This window comes from Verrucosispora sioxanthis, assembly GCF_010560025.1.
Taxonomy (GTDB): Bacteria; Actinomycetota; Actinomycetes; order Mycobacteriales; family Micromonosporaceae; genus Micromonospora; species Micromonospora palythoicola.
Genome location: NZ_SAIY01000001.1, coordinates 899,013 through 914,758, shown reverse-complemented (window position 1 = coordinate 914,758; position 15,746 = coordinate 899,013). Strand labels below are relative to the sequence as shown.

At 71.8% G+C, this 15,746-nt stretch carries 10 protein-coding genes and 2 pseudogenes; 7 read left to right on the top strand and 5 right to left on the bottom strand.

Annotated elements, in window-relative coordinates; translation table 11 throughout:
* Positions 1–13: 13 nt before the first annotated feature.
* A complete protein-coding gene (gene ilvD / locus ENC19_RS04240) occupies positions 14–1,861 on the bottom strand; it encodes a dihydroxy-acid dehydratase (RefSeq protein WP_164445769.1) in 1,848 nt (615 codons plus the stop codon).
* 110 nt (positions 1,862–1,971) lie between these two features.
* Here ilvD and ENC19_RS04235 point away from each other — a divergent pair, with 110 nt between their 5' ends.
* The 5 genes from ENC19_RS04235 to serA all read left to right on the top strand — a co-directional run bounded on the left by ENC19_RS04235 (position 1,972) and on the right by serA (position 9,923).
* On the top strand, positions 1,972–4,380 hold the full coding sequence (locus tag ENC19_RS04235; protein WP_164445768.1) for a putative bifunctional diguanylate cyclase/phosphodiesterase: 2,409 nt from the start codon (positions 1,972–1,974) through the stop codon (positions 4,378–4,380).
* Between the two features lie 185 nt (positions 4,381–4,565).
* Positions 4,566–6,437: an acetolactate synthase large subunit gene (locus ENC19_RS04230; RefSeq protein WP_164445767.1), complete on the top strand. Its 1,872-nt coding sequence runs from the start codon at positions 4,566–4,568 to the stop codon at positions 6,435–6,437.
* The gene (ilvN, locus tag ENC19_RS04225; RefSeq protein WP_093401760.1) at positions 6,437–6,952 is read left to right on the top strand and encodes an acetolactate synthase small subunit; all 516 of its coding nucleotides are present in this window, start codon (positions 6,437–6,439) and stop codon (positions 6,950–6,952) included. Before ENC19_RS04230 ends, ilvN begins: the two co-directional genes overlap by 1 nt.
* A gap of 83 nt (positions 6,953–7,035) precedes the next feature.
* Positions 7,036–8,049 carry a ketol-acid reductoisomerase gene (gene ilvC / locus ENC19_RS04220; protein WP_164445766.1) on the top strand — a complete coding sequence of 338 codons (1,014 nt, stop codon included), beginning with the start codon at positions 7,036–7,038 and terminating at the stop codon, positions 8,047–8,049.
* 275 nt (positions 8,050–8,324) lie between these two features.
* Positions 8,325–9,923, top strand: a complete 1,599-nt coding sequence (gene serA, locus ENC19_RS04215) for a phosphoglycerate dehydrogenase (protein ID WP_164445765.1) — start codon at positions 8,325–8,327, stop codon at positions 9,921–9,923.
* Positions 9,924–10,076: 153 nt separating this feature from the next.
* Here serA and ENC19_RS29835 read toward each other — a convergent pair.
* Positions 10,077–10,415: pseudogene (locus ENC19_RS29835) on the bottom strand (hypothetical protein); the annotation flags it as partial.
* A 337-nt stretch (positions 10,416–10,752) separates the two neighbouring features.
* Positions 10,753–11,596, bottom strand: a pseudogene (locus tag ENC19_RS04205) (FAD:protein FMN transferase).
* Positions 11,597–11,812: 216 nt separating this feature from the next.
* Between ENC19_RS04205 and ENC19_RS04200 the strand changes: the two are divergent.
* Together ENC19_RS04200 and ENC19_RS04195 are read left to right on the top strand one after the other, a co-directional pair.
* Positions 11,813–12,844, top strand: a complete 1,032-nt coding sequence (locus ENC19_RS04200; protein WP_164445764.1) for a 3-isopropylmalate dehydrogenase — start codon at positions 11,813–11,815, stop codon at positions 12,842–12,844.
* Between the two features lie 196 nt (positions 12,845–13,040).
* The gene (locus ENC19_RS04195; protein ID WP_164445763.1) at positions 13,041–14,141 is read left to right on the top strand and encodes a branched-chain amino acid aminotransferase; all 1,101 of its coding nucleotides are present in this window, start codon (positions 13,041–13,043) and stop codon (positions 14,139–14,141) included.
* A gap of 105 nt (positions 14,142–14,246) precedes the next feature.
* On the opposite strand, the gene ENC19_RS04190 is transcribed toward ENC19_RS04195, so the two are convergent.
* Both ENC19_RS04190 and ENC19_RS04185 read right to left on the bottom strand, forming a co-directional pair.
* A complete protein-coding gene (locus ENC19_RS04190) occupies positions 14,247–14,987 on the bottom strand; it encodes a tyrosine-protein phosphatase (protein ID WP_164445762.1) in 741 nt (246 codons plus the stop codon).
* 59 nt (positions 14,988–15,046) lie between these two features.
* Entirely contained in the window at positions 15,047–15,508 is a 462-nt protein-coding gene (locus tag ENC19_RS04185; protein ID WP_164445761.1) for a PRC-barrel domain-containing protein, read from the bottom strand.
* Between the last annotated feature and the right edge of the window lie 238 nt (positions 15,509–15,746).

Genomic DNA, 15,746 nt, shown 5'->3' with positions numbered 1-15,746 from the left:
GCCATCCGGCCGGTCACTCGGGGACGCGGCGGTAGGCGCCGTCGCTGGCCGAGGTGGCCATCGAGGCGTACGCGCGCAGCGCCGCCGACACCGGGCGCTGCCGGTCGAGCGGAGTGTACGGGCGGTCCCGCTTCTCCTGGGCGACCCGGCGGGCGTCGAGCACGTAGGCCGGCACGTTCAGCTCGATGGAGCGAGCCGGGATGTCGATGACGATCTCGTCGCCCGGCTCGACCAGCGCGATCAGCCCACCGGAGGCGGCCTCGGGTGAGGCGTGCCCGATGGAGAGCCCGGAGGTGCCGCCGGAGAACCGGCCGTCGGTGAGCAGCGCGCAGGCCCGGCCCAGGCCCCGGCCCTTGAGGAACGAGGTGGGGTAGAGCATCTCCTGCATGCCGGGGCCGCCCTTCGGCCCCTCGTAGCGGATCACCACCACGTCCCCAGCGACGATCTCCTTGGCCAGGATGGCGGTCACCGCGTCGTCCTGCGACTCGTAGACCTTCGCCGGACCACGGAAGGTGAGGCACTCCTCGGGCACCCCGGCGGTCTTCACCACACAGCCCTCCGGCGCGAGGTTGCCGTACAGGATGGCCAGCCCGCCGTCGGCGCTGTACGCGTGCTCGCGGTCCCGGATGCAGCCGCCGGCCGCGTCGGTGTCCAGGGACGACCAGCGGTTGGTGGTGGAGAACGGCTCGGTGGTGCGCACCCCGCCCGGTGCGGCGTGGAACAGCTCGACCGCCTCGGATCTGGCCGCCCCGCCGCGCACGTCCCAGTCGGCCAGCCAGCGCTCCAGGGTGGGGGAGTGCACCGCGTGCACGTCCCGGCGCAGCAGACCGGCGCGGTCCAACTCGCCGAGGATGGCCGGGATGCCACCGGCGCGGTGCACGTCCTCCATGTGGTACTGCGGCGAGTTCGGGGCAACCTTCGCCAGACACGGCACCCGGCGGGAGATCGCGTCGATGTCGGCCACGGAGAAGTCCAGCTCCGCCTCGCGGGCGGCGGCCAGCAGGTGCAGGATCGTGTTCGTCGACCCACCCATCGCCACGTCCAGGGCGACGGCGTTCTCGAACGCGGCCCGGGAGGCCACCGCGCGGGGCAGCACCGAGGCGTCGTCGCCGTCGTACCACCGCTTGGCGATCTCCACGGCGGTGCGGCCGGCCTCGACGAACAGTGCCCGGCGCGCGGCGTGGGTGGCCAGCGTGGAACCGTTGCCCGGCAGCGCCAGCCCGATCGCCTCGGTGAGGCAGTTCATCGAGTTCGCGGTGAACATGCCGGAGCAGGAGCCGCAGGTGGGGCAGGCGGACCGCTCGATCTCGCCGAGCTGCTCGTCGGTGACGGCCTCGTTCGAGGAGGCGATCATCGCGTCGATCAGGTCGATCTTGCTGTGCACGATCCCCTCGATCGCCACCGTCTTGCCGGCCTCCATCGGGCCGCCGGAGACGAACACGGCGGGGATGTTCAGCCGCAGCGCGGCCAGCAGCATGCCCGGGGTGATCTTGTCGCAGTTGGAGATGCAGACCAGGGCGTCCGCGCAGTGCGCGTTGACCATGTACTCCACCGCGTCGGCGATCAACTCGCGGCTGGGCAGGGAGTAGAGCATGCCGCCGTGGCCCATGGCGATGCCGTCGTCGACCGCGATCGTGTTGAACTCCCGGCCCACCCCGCCGGCCTCGGCCACCGCGTCGGCGACCAGGCCGCCCATGTCCTTGAGGTGTACGTGGCCCGGCACGAACTGGGTGAAACTGTTCGCGATGGCGACGATCGGCTTGCCGAAATCGTCGTCGGTCATCCCGGTGGCCCGCCAGAGGGCCCGGGCGCCGGCCATCGTCCGACCGTGCGTGGAGGTCTTCGACCGCAGCTCAGGCATGCGTACCAGTCTGACACCGGTCAGCCGGTCCGGACACGGGCGTCGCGCCGTGTCCCAACAGATGCACACCCGATCCCCACAGCGGGCGTCGATCCGGCACAGTTGAGGGTGTGCACACACCCCCGGCCATGATCGGCGCTGCGGTGCTGAGCGCGCTCATCGCCCTGACGGCCGGCGTGCTGCTCGCCGCCGCCGTCCGGCGCCGGGCCGCGCCGCATCGTCCGGCGTACGTGGTGCTGGCCGTCGGCGGCGCGTTCGCGGCGGTGACCATGCTGGTCGGTGCGGCGGTCGCGGTGACCGCGAGCGAGCACTGGGCGCACGAGCAGCAGCATCGCAGCACGTGGGCCACCCTGGTGGCGCTCGGCACGGCCACCGGCGGCCTGCTGTTCTGCTTCGGCCTGCTCCGCCTGCCCGGGGTGACCGGGTCGGTGCCCTCGGCGGCCCGGCTCGCGCTGGACGGCGTGATCGTGGGCGCAGCGCTCTGGTTCGTCGGCTGGGTGCTGTTCTCCGAGCCGACCCGGCTGCTCGGCGACGCGACGCCGACCGCCTGCCCGTCGATCCTGCTCGCCTCGGTCAGCGTGGCGTTGAGCGCCGGCCTCTCCGCGATCATGGTGCTCCGGGCGCCCCCGCCCCGACGCTGCCTGGCCGTGCTCGGCACCGGGATCACCGCCGCGTCGGTCGGCGGGCTGGGTGTCGCGGCCGGGCTCTGCCAGGCCGGGCCCGGCCTGGCGCTGACCGGCGCGGTGATCCTGGCCGTCGGGCTGCTGATCGCGGCGGTGGCGGCGTACCGGATCGATCCGCCGGGCCAGCTCGCCATCGACGTGATCCGTCGCGACGGCGAGTACGCCTTCGTGCCGATGGGCGCCATGGCCGCCTCGGCGATGTACCACCTCCTGCAGGACGGCCGGTTCGACGGGTTGGCCATCGCGGCCGGCAGCGTCGAGGGGTTCGCCCTGGTCGCCCGGCAGTACCTCACCCTGCACGACGTGCGGGCCTACGCCCGCCGGCTGGCCGACCGGGAGGCGCACTTCCGGCAGCTCGCGCACACCGACGCGCTCACCGGGCTGGCCAACCGTCGCGGCCTGCTGCGGGCCCTGCACCGCAGCGCGGAGGAACGGGTGCCGTGCGTGCTGCTCGGGTTGGACCTGGACGGCTTCAAGAACGTCAACGACATGCGGGGGCACGACGTCGGCGACGCCGTGCTCGCCGAGGTGGGCCGGCGGTTGCGGGGCAACCTTCGCCCCGGTGATCTGGCGGCCCGGCTCGGTGGCGACGAGTTCGCGGTGCTCATGCACGGTGGCCCGGCGGGAGCTGGGGTGGTCGCGGAACGACTGTTGCGGGTTCTCGGCGGCGCCTACGAGCAGCCAGAGGCACCCGTCTTCCTGTCGGTCAGCATCGGCCTGGCGGGTTGGGCCGACGAGCCCGACGTCGAGCTGCTGCTGCGGCACGCGGATCTGGCGCTGCGCTACGCCAAGCAACGTGGCAAGAACCGGATCGAGCGCTACGACGGCGCGTACGACCGGCTGCTGCGCCGCCGCACCACGCTCGAGCACGAGCTGCGCGGTGCGATCGAGCGGGACGAGTTGCGGCTGGTGTTCCAGCCGGTGGCCTCCCTGCCGTCGGTACGCCCGGTCGGCGCGGAGGCGCTGCTGCGCTGGCGTCACCCGGAGCTGGGCAACGTACGACCGGACGAGTTCATCCCCCTCGCCGAGGAGAGCGGGATGATCGCCAGGCTCGGTGCCTGGGTGCTGCACCAGGCCTGCTACCAGCTGTCCCGCTGGCTGGCCGAGGGTCACGACGTCTGGGTGTCGGTGAACGTCTCCCCGCGTGAGCTGCACGCCCCCGAGTACGTGGTGCAGGTCGCCGAGGCGCTGCGCGCCCATCACGTGCCGCCGCAGCGGCTGGTGCTGGAGATCACCGAGCACGCGGTCGCCACCGACCTCGACGAGCTGATCCGGCGGCTGACCGCGCTGCGGCTGACCGGTGTGCGGATCGCCCTCGACGACTTCGGCGCCGGCTACTCCTCGCTCAACCAGCTCCGCCGGCTGCCGATCGACATTCTCAAAATCGATCACGGACTGGTGGCGGAGCACGAGCCGGTCCAGCCGGAAGGGCGCGACGGTCCGGCCTTCGCCCCGATGGTCGACATCGTGATGCGGTTGGGCCACCAGTTCGGCCTGGAGGTGATCGCCGAGGGGGTGACCACTCCCACAGAGTTGGCCGCGGTGGTGGCCGCCGGTTGCCGGTTCGGCCAGGGTGCGTTGTTCGGCTGGGGCGTACCGGCGGAGCACCTGGAGGCGATGCTGGACGCGGCGACGTCGCCGGGTGCCCGCCCGGCCCGTCCGGCGGCTGACAGCGCGGTTGCTCGACCCGTCGGACCGCCCCTTCAGCGTCGGGGCGAGGGCGTCCCCGGCCAGGTCATGCCCGGTCGGATCGGCGCGCCGGGCGGCGACGCGCCGAGGTCCGTGAACCAAAATGTGGGATCAGTTGACTCATCGCATGAGATGCGTCAGTCTTGAGCCCATGTCGTCGTACCGGTCGCTGCGAGTACTTACCTGAGCGCACTCTCCCTGACTGAGAGTGCGCTGGCCCCGTGCATCTGGCACGTGGGCCTTTTTCTTGCCGTCGAACCAATCGAACGCCGGCCTCGCCCGCGTTCCACAGTGTGAGCAGCCCCACCCACTTCAGCCGAAGGCCAACCGCCATGACGAGACCCACGCCCGAGACGCTCGCCCACTCCGCCCGGCGCGCCCGCACCGCCGCCGAGGCGCCGAGTGACGCCGACCGCACCCGCGCCGCCTCGCCGGCCGTTCCGGCGGCCCGTCCCGCCCCGGCCCAGGTGTCCGGTGCCGGCTCGCTGGTGCGCTCCCTGGAGGCACTCGGCGTAGACGTCGTCTTCGGCATCCCGGGCGGCGCGATCCTGCCGGCGTACGACCCGCTCTACGACTCGACCGTGCGGCACATCCTGGTCCGGCACGAGCAGGGCGCCGGTCATGCCGCCACCGGTTACGCCCAGGCCACCGGCCGGGTCGGGGTGTGCATCGCCACCTCCGGTCCGGGCGCGACGAACCTGGTCACCCCGATCGCGGACGCGTACATGGACTCGGTGCCGCTGGTGGCGATCACCGGTCAGGTGGCCCGCCCGTCGATCGGCACGGACGCCTTCCAGGAGGCGGACATCCAGGGCATCACCCTGCCGATCACCAAGCACAACTTCCTGGTGCAGGACGGCAGCGAGATTCCCCGGGTGCTGGCCGAGGCGTTCCACCTGGCCTCGACCGGGCGCCCCGGCCCGGTCCTGGTGGACATCCCCAAGGACGTTCTCCAGGCGTCGACGACCTTCGCCTGGCCGCCCACCCTGGACCTGCCCGGCTACCGGCCCACCCTGCACCCGCACGGTAAGCAGATCCGCGAGGCGGCACGGCTGATCAGCGCCGCCCGCCGACCGGTGCTCTACGTCGGCGGCGGCGTGCTCAAGGCCGGCGCCACCGAGGGTCTGCGCAAGCTGGCCGAGATGACCGGCATCCCGGTGATCACCACGCTGATGGCGCTCGGCGCGTTTCCCGACTCGCACCGGCAGCACCTGGGCATGCCGGGCATGCACGGCACCGTCGCCGCGGTCTACGGGCTGCAGAAGGCGGACCTGATCGTGGCGCTGGGCGCCCGGTTCGACGACCGGGTCACCGGGAAGCTGGACTCGTTCGCGCCGGACGCCACGGTGGTGCACGCCGACATCGATCCCGCTGAGATCGGCAAGAACCGGCACGCGGACGTGCCGATCGTCGGCGACGCCCGGCACGTCATCGACGAGCTGCTGGCGGCGGTCACCGCCGAGCGCGCGGCGGGCCGTACCACCGACCTCAGTGACTGGTGGACGCAGCTCGACGACCTGCGCGAGCGCTACCCGCTGGGCTACGAGGAGCCGTCCGACGGCACCCTCTCCCCGCAGTACGTGATCAAGCGACTGGGGGAGATCGCCGGACCGGACACGATCTACGTCGCGGGTGTCGGACAGCACCAGATGTGGGCCTCCCAGTTCATCTCGTACGAGAAGCCGCAGACCTGGCTCAACTCCGGTGGACTTGGCACCATGGGCTACGCGGTGCCGGCGGCGATGGGCGCCAAGGTGGGCCGACCGGACACGGTGGTCTGGGCCATCGACGGCGACGGTTGCTTCCAGATGACCAACCAGGAGTTGGCCACCTGCGCGCTGGAGGGCATCCCGGTCAAGATCGCGGTCATCAACAACGGCAACCTCGGCATGGTTCGGCAGTGGCAGACGCTCTTCTACGACGAGCGCTACTCCAACACCGACCTCGGCACCCACAAGCACCGCATTCCGGACTTCGTCAAGCTGGCCGAGGCGCTGGGCTGCGTGGGGCTGCGCTGCGAGACCGCCGAGGACGTGGATCGGACCATCGAGATGGCCATGTCCATCAACGACCGACCGGTGGTGATCGACTTCGTGGTCGGCAAGGACGCCATGGTCTGGCCGATGGTCCCGGCCGGCACCAGCAACGACGAGATCATGTTCGCCCGCGGCGTCCGCCCGGCCTTCGACGAGGACGATATCTGATGACCATCCACACCCTCTCCGTCCTGGTGGAGAACAAGCCCGGCGTGCTGGCCCGGGTCTCCGGGCTGTTCTCCCGGCGCGGCTTCAACATCGACAGTCTGGCGGTCGGCGAGACCGAGAACCCGGACGTCTCGCGGATCACCATCGTGGTCAACGCGGAGTCCTCGCCGCTGGAGCAGGTCACCAAGCAGCTCAACAAGCTGGTGAACGTACTGAAGATCGTCGAGTTGGATCCGGGCACCTCGGTGGCCCGCGAGCTGTTGCTGGTCAAGGTGCGCGCCGACCGCAACGCCCGGGGCCAGGTCCTGGAGACGGTCAACCTGTTCCGGGCCCGGGTGGTAGACGTGGCCGCCGACACCCTCACCGTCGAGGCGACCGGCACCCCGGACAAGCTCGACGCGCTGCTGCGCGACCTTGAGCCCTTCGGCATCAAGGAGATGGTCCAGTCGGGTCTGGTGGCGATCGGGCGCGGCTCGCGTGCGATCACCGCCGGCCCGGCCCTGCGGGCCGCCTGACCCCACCACGGCCCGGGTCCGGGTGACCGGGGCCGGCCACCAGCCACGACGGGCCGCTGCGGCCGCCGTACGAAAGGGAAGTCATGAGCGTTGAGGTGTACTACGACGACGACGCCGACCTGGGCCTGATCCAGTCGAAGAAGGTCGCCGTGATCGGTTACGGCAGCCAGGGGCACGCGCACGCGCTGTCGCTGCGCGACTCCGGTGTCGACGTGGTGATCGGCCTGCCGGAGGGCTCGAAGAGCCGACCGAAGGCCGAGGAGCAGGGGCTGCGGGTGCTCACCCCGGCCGAGGCGGCGGCCGAGGCCGACGTCATCATGATCCTCGCCCCGGACACCGCGCAGCGCCACATCTACGCCGAGTCGATCGCGCCGAACCTCAGCGCCGGCAAGGCGCTGTTCTTCGGGCACGGTTTCAACATCCGGTACGGGCTGATCAAGCCGCCGGCCGGGGTGGACGTGGCGATGGTCGCCCCGAAGGGCCCCGGTCACCTGGTCCGCCGGCAGTACGTCGACGGCAAGGGCGTGCCCTGCCTGGTCGCCGTGGAGCAGGACGGTAACGGCGACGCGTTCGCGTTGGCCCTGTCGTACGCCAAGGGCATCGGCGGCACCCGGGCCGGCGCGATCAAGACCACCTTCACCGAGGAGACCGAGACCGACCTCTTCGGCGAGCAGGCGGTGCTCTGCGGCGGCGCGGCGGCGCTGGTGCAGACCGGTTTCGAGGTGCTCACCGAGGCCGGCTACGCCCCCGAGGTGGCCTACTTCGAGTGCCTGCACGAGCTGAAGCTGATCGTGGACCTGATGTACGAGGGCGGTATCGCCCGGATGCGCTACAGCGTCTCCGACACCGCCGAGTACGGCGACCTCTCCCGCGGACCCCGGGTCATCGACGGCCGGGTCAAGGAGGAGATGCGCAAGATCCTCGGTGAGATCCAGAACGGCGAGTTCGCCCGCGAGTGGGTGGCCGAGGATGAGGCCGGGCGGCCCAACTACAACAAGTGGCGGAACGAGGGCGCGGCGCACCCGATCGAGGAGACCGGCGCGAAGCTGCGCGGCATGATGAGCTGGGTGGACCGGCCGATCACCGAGACCGCCTGAGCGCTTCTCCCAACGGCACCCGACTCCGGCGTTCTCCCCGACGCCGGGGCCGGGTGCCGTGCTGTCCCCACGTGGTAAACGATCGTTAACACGCACGTCACGTCCGGTTTGTGAGGGCACTCACCCCACACTCCGGGGCGCGCCGGGCGACCCGCACCCTACGATCGCGGGTAGGTGCTCCAGGCGGCACCTGACGGCCATGGCCCGGGAGCGCGCCGGGCGCAGCGCAGCGCCCAGCCCCCGGCCGACCGCTCTGACGACATCTACGAGGACCAATGACTCCTGTCGTACTGATCGCCGAAGAACTCGCCCCCGCCGCCATCGAGGTGCTCGCCCACGACTTCGACGTCCGGCACGTGGACGGCACCGACCGCCCGGCCCTGCTCTCGGCGCTCTCCGAGGCCGACGCCGTCATCGTCCGCAGCGCCACCCAGATCGACGCCGAGGCGATCGCCGCCGCCCCCCGACTCAAGGTCGTGGCCCGGGCCGGTGTCGGCCTGGACAACGTCGAGGTGCCGGCCGCCACCGCCCGGGGCGTCATGGTCGTCAACGCACCCACCTCCAACATCGTCTCCGCCGCCGAGCAGGCCGTCGCGCTGCTGCTGGCCGTCGCCCGCAACACCGCCAGCGCCAGCGCAGCGCTGAAGGCGGGGGAGTGGAAGCGGTCGAAGTACACCGGTGTGGAGCTTCAGGGCAAGACCGTCGGCGTGGTCGGCCTCGGCCGCATCGGCGTCCTCTTCGCCTCCCGGATCGCCGCCTTCGGCACCCGGCTCATCGCGTACGACCCGTACATCCAGCCGGCCCGGGCCGCGCAGCTCGGCGTACGCCTGGTCGGGCTGGAGGAGTTGCTGCGGGAGAGCGACTTCATCTCGATCCACCTGCCGAAGACCCCCGAGACCGTGGGCCTGATCGGGGAGAAGGAGCTGTCCATCGTCAAGCCGGGCGTACGCATCGTCAACGCCGCCCGGGGCGGGCTGATCGACGAGCAGGCACTCGCCGACGCGCTCGCCGAGGGTCGGGTCGCCGGCGCCGGGGTGGACGTCTACGCCAAGGAGCCGTGCACCTCCTCGCCGCTGTTCGCCTTCGACAACGTGGTGGCCACTCCGCACCTGGGGGCCTCCACCGCGGAGGCGCAGGACAAGGCCGGCCTCGCGGTCGCCAAGAGCGTGAAGCTGGCCCTGCAGGGCGAGTTCGTGCCGGACGCGGTGAACGTGCAGGCCGGCGGCGTGGTGGCCGAGGACGTCCGGCCGTTGCTGCCGCTTGCCGAGAAGCTCGGCCGCGCCTTCACCGCGGTGGCCGGCGGGATCGCCGCCAGCGTCACCGTCGAGGTACGCGGTGAGATCGTCGACCACGACGTGTCGGTGCTCAAGCTCGCCGCCACCAAGGGCCTGTTCAGCTCGGTGGTCGAGGAGCAGGTGACCTACGTCAACGCTCCGCACCTGGCCGCGCAGCGCGGTGTCGAGATGTCGCTGAACACCCAGGCGGAGACCGTCGACCACCCGGTCCTGGTCACCGTGCGCGGCGCGCTGCCCGACGGTCGGACGGTGAGTGTCTCCGGCACCGTCGCGCAGGCCGGCCCCCGCGACGTCATCAAGCTGACCGAGGTGGACGGCTTCGACGTGGAGATCGGCGCCGAGGGCATCCTGCTCTTCCTCCGCTACGCCGACCGCCCGGGCGTGGTCGGCATCGTCGGCACCCTGCTCGGTCAGGCCGGCATCAACATCGCGGCGATGCAGGTGGCTCGTCGGGAGGCCGGCGGTGAGACGCTGATGACCCTCACCGTGGACCAGGCGCTCGGTGCCGATCTGCTCACCTCGGCCGCGGACTCGATCGGCGCGACGTCGGCCAGCGCCGCCGACCTGCGCGACGAGTAGCGCGCCGCAGGCACGCCACGACGGGGCCCGGCCACTGGCCGGGCCCCTCGTAGTCCGGTCACCGAGCCGGCTTCGGTCGGCGCATCGCGCCCGCCTGCGCGGTCGGGCCCGTCGCCCGGCACCGGCGGGCAGGTCAGCCGGGCAGCCGGACCCGGGCGGCGGGTAGACCGAACCGTCCTGGGCGTCGAACAGCATCAGCCGGTGCTCGCCGGCCAGCCGCTCGATGTCGAGCAGCACCTGGTCCGGGCAGGCCGGGTCAAGGTTCAGCTCGATGTGGTCGGCCGCCTTGTGCAGCGGTGCGACCGCCCAGGGAGTGTTCGGGCCGGCCGGCTGGTCGGGGTAGCTGGCGGTGATCGCCCGGTAGAAGCCCACGCATCGTGGGTCCGGCTGACGCTGGTGGTGCCGGCCGCTACGGCACTGCTGCACCGCCGCTCGTACGTCCTCGGGCGTCGCCCCGTCCGCCAGGGCCCACACGCTCAGATCGAAACTCACGGCGGACAGCGTGCCATCTGCGGTTCACCTTGTCGAAAACGACCCTGCCGCAGGCAAACGCCTGGGGTACCGGCATTGCGCAGATGCTCCCCTGTGGAACCCTTGCCGCGAAACGCGTCAATTCGATAACGTACCGGTGCGGTCACCTGCCGAGCACGTGGCGCCGGCCCGTCTTCGGGTGGCGAGGTCGACGTCCGGCCGAGCGGCCCGCACCCCTCGATTGCGCGAGCCACGCGCACTCGTCGCCGACCGGCCTCCACGGTCGTTGCCGCGACCGTGGAGGCCGATCCGTGTTTCTGCCCTCTGCTTTCCCACGCCCCTGGTGGGGTCGCGCGGTTCAGCGCTCTGCGGCGAAGAGCACCCGGTAGTCCGACCCGGGGCGGAACCAGGCCAGTCCCGCCGGCCCGGCGGCGTACAGGGCGGTGGCGTAGGCGTCGGCGACCGCGAGGTCGGGCCCGACCACGGTCGCGGCGACCAACTGCCCGGCCGGCTCGCCGGTGTGCGGGTCCACCACGTGGCGCTGCCGTCCGGTCACCCCGGAGGTGCCGACCGCGCCGGCCGTCATCTCCAGCAGCAGCGGGGCCCGGCTCCGATCGGTGGGGTGGTGCACCGCGATCCGCCACGGGCCGCCGTGTCCGGCCTGGCCGCGTACCACCAGGTCGGCGCCGGTGAGCACGGCGTAGTCGTGGATGCCGGCGTCGCGCAACCGGGCTGCGGCCCGCTCGACCGCCCACCCGCCGAGCAGGCCACCCGGTCGAAGCCGCCGGGCACCGCCCAGGCGTCGAACCAGCCGTCCGTGGCCGCGCGCATCGCGGCGCAGCGGTCCACCAGGTGCGCAGCGGCGGGTACGACTCGGGGCTGATCTCACCCCGGCGCAGCCGGGACACCAGGCTCTCCGGGCGGTTCGGGCCGTAGGTCAGGTCGATCGCCCGCAGTTCGGCCACCGCGTCACGCAGCGCCGCGCCGGTGCCGCGCCGGCCCAACCACTCGGGAGCGTTCAGCAGCAGGGTGTAGGCGGCCGTCGAGGTGCGAACGGTGTGCCGGACGGCGATCCGGTCCCCGGCCACCAGGTCGGTGCGGTCCGGCCGCTGCTCCCGGGCGCCCAGTCGCAGGTCGGGCCGGCGGAGGCGGAAGACCGCCGGATCGACCCAGCGGGTTCGTGGTTGCTCGTCGGTCCACATCGCGTCCGCCCTCTCCTCGGCGCGTGCCGCCCCGTCGCGGCGCTCGCCCGGGCCCCCGGCCCGTCACGCTCACGCTAGGCAGCGGAGATGACCGAGCCATGAATGCCGCCTGGGAAGCTGCTGTGCGTCACCAATTTCCCGAAAGGTGGAACATTCGTACCGGGGGGCGGGACGGCGGCGTACCGTCGAGCCATTCGAGCTAAGGAGCTGACGGACGTGGCACGGATCGCGGTGGTGGCCGGGGACGGCATCGGCCCCGAGGTGGTCGCGGAGGCCCGCAAGGTCGTCGACGCGGTGCTGCCCGGTGTCGAGGTGACCGAGTACGACCTCGGTGCGGCACGTTACCACCGCACCGGCGAGGTGCTGCCCGACTCGGTGCTCGACGAGCTGGCCGGACACGACGCGATCCTGCTCGGCGCGGTCGGCGACCCGACCGTGCCGCCCGGCGTGCTGGAGCGCGGTCTGCTGCTGAAGCTGCGCTTCGCCTTCGACCAGTACGTCAACCTGCGCCCGTCGCGGCTCTGGCCGGGAGTGACAAGTCCGCTCGCGGCGGTCAAGCCGGGCGAGGTCGACCTGGTGGTCGTCCGGGAAGGCACCGAGGGCCTGTACGCAGGTGCCGGCGGCTCGCTGCACCGGGGCACCCCGGCCGAGATCGCCACCGAGGAGAGCCTGAACACCCGGCACGGTGTCGAGCGGGTGATCCGGGACGCCTTCGCCCGCGCCGCCCGGCGCGAACGGCGCAAGGTGACGCTCGTGCACAAGACGAACGTGCTCACCCACGCCGGCTCCCTGTGGTCGCGCACCTTCGAGACGGTCGCCGCCGAGCACCCCGACATCGCCACCGAGTACCAGCACGTCGACGCCGCGGCGATGTTCCTGGTCACCCAGCCGCAGCGGTACGACGTGGTGGTCACCGACAACCTGTTCGGCGACATTCTCACCGACATCGCCGCCGCGGTGACCGGTGGCATCGGGCTGGCCGCCAGCGGCTGCATCAACCCCGACGGGGCGTACCCGTCGATGTTCGAGCCGGTGCACGGCTCCGCCCCGGACATCGCCGGTCGCGGCCTCGCCGACCCGGTCGCCGCCGTACTCTCGGCGGCCCTGCTGCTCGACCAACTCGGGCATGCCGACGCCGCCGCGCGGATCACCGCCGCGGTCAGTGCGGAGTTGGCCGGCCGGAGCCCCGAGGTAACGGTACGTACCGCCGAGGTGGGCGACCGGATCGCGGCGCAGGCCGCCGGCTGAACCGTTCGCGTCCCACCGGCCACGGCCACCTCGCCGCTTCGGCGGAACCAGGGTGGCGGTGGCGACTCGCCGGTGGTGTGCCACCTGTCCACCGGTGGACCTATCCGCTGAACGACCGTTCGGGGTAGGTTTCTGGCACAACCATGTTTCCGGCGTGCGGTCGGCGCATGCCGTCGTCCCCAGGGAGGTCAGCGCGATGAGCGGTGGTGACAAGATCGATTTCGAGATCCGTCCGAACCCCGCACCGGTATCCGCCACCGACCGGGCTGCGCTGCTGGCAAACCCCGGGTTCGGCCGGGTGTTCACCGACCACATGGTCACCATCCGCTACGCCGACGGCAAGGGCTGGTACGACGCCCGGGTCGAGGCCCGCGCACCGATCCCGATGGATCCCGCCAGCGCGGTGCTGCACTACGCGCAGGAGATCTTCGAGGGCATGAAGGCGTACCGGGCGGCCGACGGTGGGGTGACGATGTTCCGCCCGTACGCCAACGCGGCCCGGTTCAACACCTCCGCCGCCCGGATGGCCATGCCGGCGTTGCCGGAGCAGACCTTCGTGGACTCGTTGCACCGGCTGATCGAGATCGACCGGGAGTGGATTCCCGACGGCGACGACGGCGGCAGCCTCTACCTGCGGCCGTTCATGTTCGCCAGCGAGGTCTTCCTCGGCGTCCGTCCGGCCAACGAGTACCTCTACTCGGTGATCGCCTCGCCCGTCGGGGCGTACTTCTCCGGCGGGGTCAAGCCGGTGACGGTCTGGGTCTCGCCCGACTACACCCGCGCCGCGCCCGGCGGCACCGGCGCGGCCAAGTGCGGCGGCAACTACGCCGCCTCGCTGGCCGCCCAGGCCGAGGCCCTCGAACACGGCTGCGACCAGGTGGTCTTCCTCGACGCCGTGGAGCGTCGGTTCGTCGACGAACTGGGCGGCATGAACGTCTTCTTCGTCTACGACGACGGGTCGATCGCCACTCCGCCGCTCACCGGCACGATCCTGCCCGGCATCACCCGCGAGTCGGTGCTCACCCTGGCCGCGGCGGCCGGTCACCGGGTCGAGGAGCGGCCGGTGACCTTCGACGACTGGCGGACCGACGCCGCCAGCGGCCGACTCCGCGAGGTCTTCGCCTGCGGCACCGCTGCGGTGATCACCCCGATCGGGCAGGTGCGTTTCCCGGACGGGGAGTTCACCGTCGCCGGCGGAGAGCCGGGCACCGTCACCATGGCGCTGCGCCAACAGCTGGTGGACCTCCAGCGGGGCAAGGCCGAGGACCCGCACAACTGGGTCCACCGCGTCTTCTGAGCGGTTCGTCGGGGCCCCGTCGTCACGCCGAGCGTGGCGCGGGGCCCCTGCACCGTCCTGCCGTGCTCATGAAGCTCGCGCGGGCACGGTCTGGGACAACCAGGCCTAGGTCAGCAGGTGGTCACGCAGGGCGTCGAGCTGCTCGTCGGTGACCCCGGCATGCCGCAGGTAGTCGTCGACCGAGCCGTGCCCCTCCCGGATCTCGGCCAGGAAGAGCAGCATCGTCTCGGCCGGTGAGGACAGGTACGGCACGGGCAGCTCGGGCACCTCGGGATGGGCGGTGGCCACCCAGGCGGCGAAGCGCTGCGACGCCTCGGTGCTCAGCGCGTAGTCCGCCGCGATCTCGGCGTCCTCGACGCCGAGCACCGCGAGGGTCAGGCCGCAGACGATGCCGGTGCGATCCTTGCCCGCGACGCAGTGCACCACCACCGGCGCGTTCGCGCTGTCGGCGATCAGGCCGATCGCCTCGGCGAGACCGGCGGTGCCGGTGCGGGCCAGATCGGCGTACCGGTCGGCGAGGTAGCGGGCCAGATCGGTGTCAGGCTGGTACGGCCGCTCCTCCCAGTGCGCGTGCTCCGGGTGGATGTGCCGGTAGGTGAGGCCGTCGAAGTCGGGGACCCGGCCGTATCGCTCGACCTCCTGCGGGCGGCGCAGGTCGACCACGGTCCGGACGCCGAGCGCGGCGAACGCCTCCCGGTCGGCCTCATCCATCCCGTGCAGCGAGTCGGAGCGGTAGAGCCGTCCGGTGCGGACGGCACGCCCGTCCAGGCCGCGGTAGCCGCCCACGTCCCGGAAGTTGAACATCCTGGTGAAGGGGATCCTGCGAGTCTGCTCAATGGCGTCCATCCGGACACGGTAACGGCCGGTGGAACAGCGTCCCACCGGCCGTCACGTCGTCAGGTGTCCTACCGGAGCGGGCCACCGGGCGGCATGGCGCTGTACGTGTCGTTGTAGTAGCCGCCGAGCTTGTCCCGGTAGGCCGGGTCGGTGGCCGTCTCGTCGTACTCCGGCGCGGCCTTGATCTGGTCCTTGGTGCGGTCGACGAAGACCTTCTGCTCCTCGTGGTCGACGTGGTTCACCGTGCCGGCCGGGAGCATCACCTTCTTGCCGAAGATCCACGGCCCGGTGTCCACCACCAGGTAGCTGGCGTTGACCTCGGTGCTGTCACTGTCGATCTTGCCGATCGAGCCGTCGCTGGCCTCCACCTTGTAGCCGACCAGGTTCGCGCCGGCCACCCCGGCCTCGTCCCGGTAGCTCCAGGGGTCGAAGGCGCCGGCGGGCGCGCCGCCCGCGACGACGCTCTGGTCGACGGCACGCAGCTCCGGGTCGGGCGTGGTGTGCGTGGTGTTGGGGTCGAGCCTGTCCATGGGATTCTCCTGCCCCGGCCCGTGGTTGGGCCGTCTCGGAGGAACGTGTTTCGTTGTCCCGAAAACTCCTACCCCGGCACGGGCGCTCTACACCAGGAAAACCATCCGGCACAGCCACCACCCGCCGTCCCGAGATGTGGATTGTGCCTCCCAGAAGCGACCCGGAGGTGGCAGAGTACCGGGCGTGACCAGCACCGCCCGCATTATTGGCAACTAGCGCGCCGGCCTTCCCCTCGCC

What these genes read in the sequence shown, in the direction of transcription:
- ilvD (WP_164445769.1), bottom strand. Translation starts at nt 1,861, where the DNA reads ATGCCTGAGCTGCGGTCGAAGACCTCCACGCACGGTCGGACGATGGCC.
- ENC19_RS04230 (WP_164445767.1), top strand. Translation starts at nt 4,566, where the DNA reads ATGACGAGACCCACGCCCGAGACGCTCGCCCACTCCGCCCGGCGCGCC.
- ilvN (WP_093401760.1), top strand. Translation starts at nt 6,437, where the DNA reads ATGACCATCCACACCCTCTCCGTCCTGGTGGAGAACAAGCCCGGCGTG.
- ilvC (WP_164445766.1), top strand. Translation starts at nt 7,036, where the DNA reads ATGAGCGTTGAGGTGTACTACGACGACGACGCCGACCTGGGCCTGATC.
- serA (WP_164445765.1), top strand. Translation starts at nt 8,325, where the DNA reads ATGACTCCTGTCGTACTGATCGCCGAAGAACTCGCCCCCGCCGCCATC.
- ENC19_RS04195 (WP_164445763.1), top strand. Translation starts at nt 13,041, where the DNA reads ATGAGCGGTGGTGACAAGATCGATTTCGAGATCCGTCCGAACCCCGCA.
- ENC19_RS04190 (WP_164445762.1), bottom strand. Translation starts at nt 14,987, where the DNA reads ATGGACGCCATTGAGCAGACTCGCAGGATCCCCTTCACCAGGATGTTC.
- ENC19_RS04185 (WP_164445761.1), bottom strand. Translation starts at nt 15,508, where the DNA reads ATGGACAGGCTCGACCCCAACACCACGCACACCACGCCCGACCCGGAG.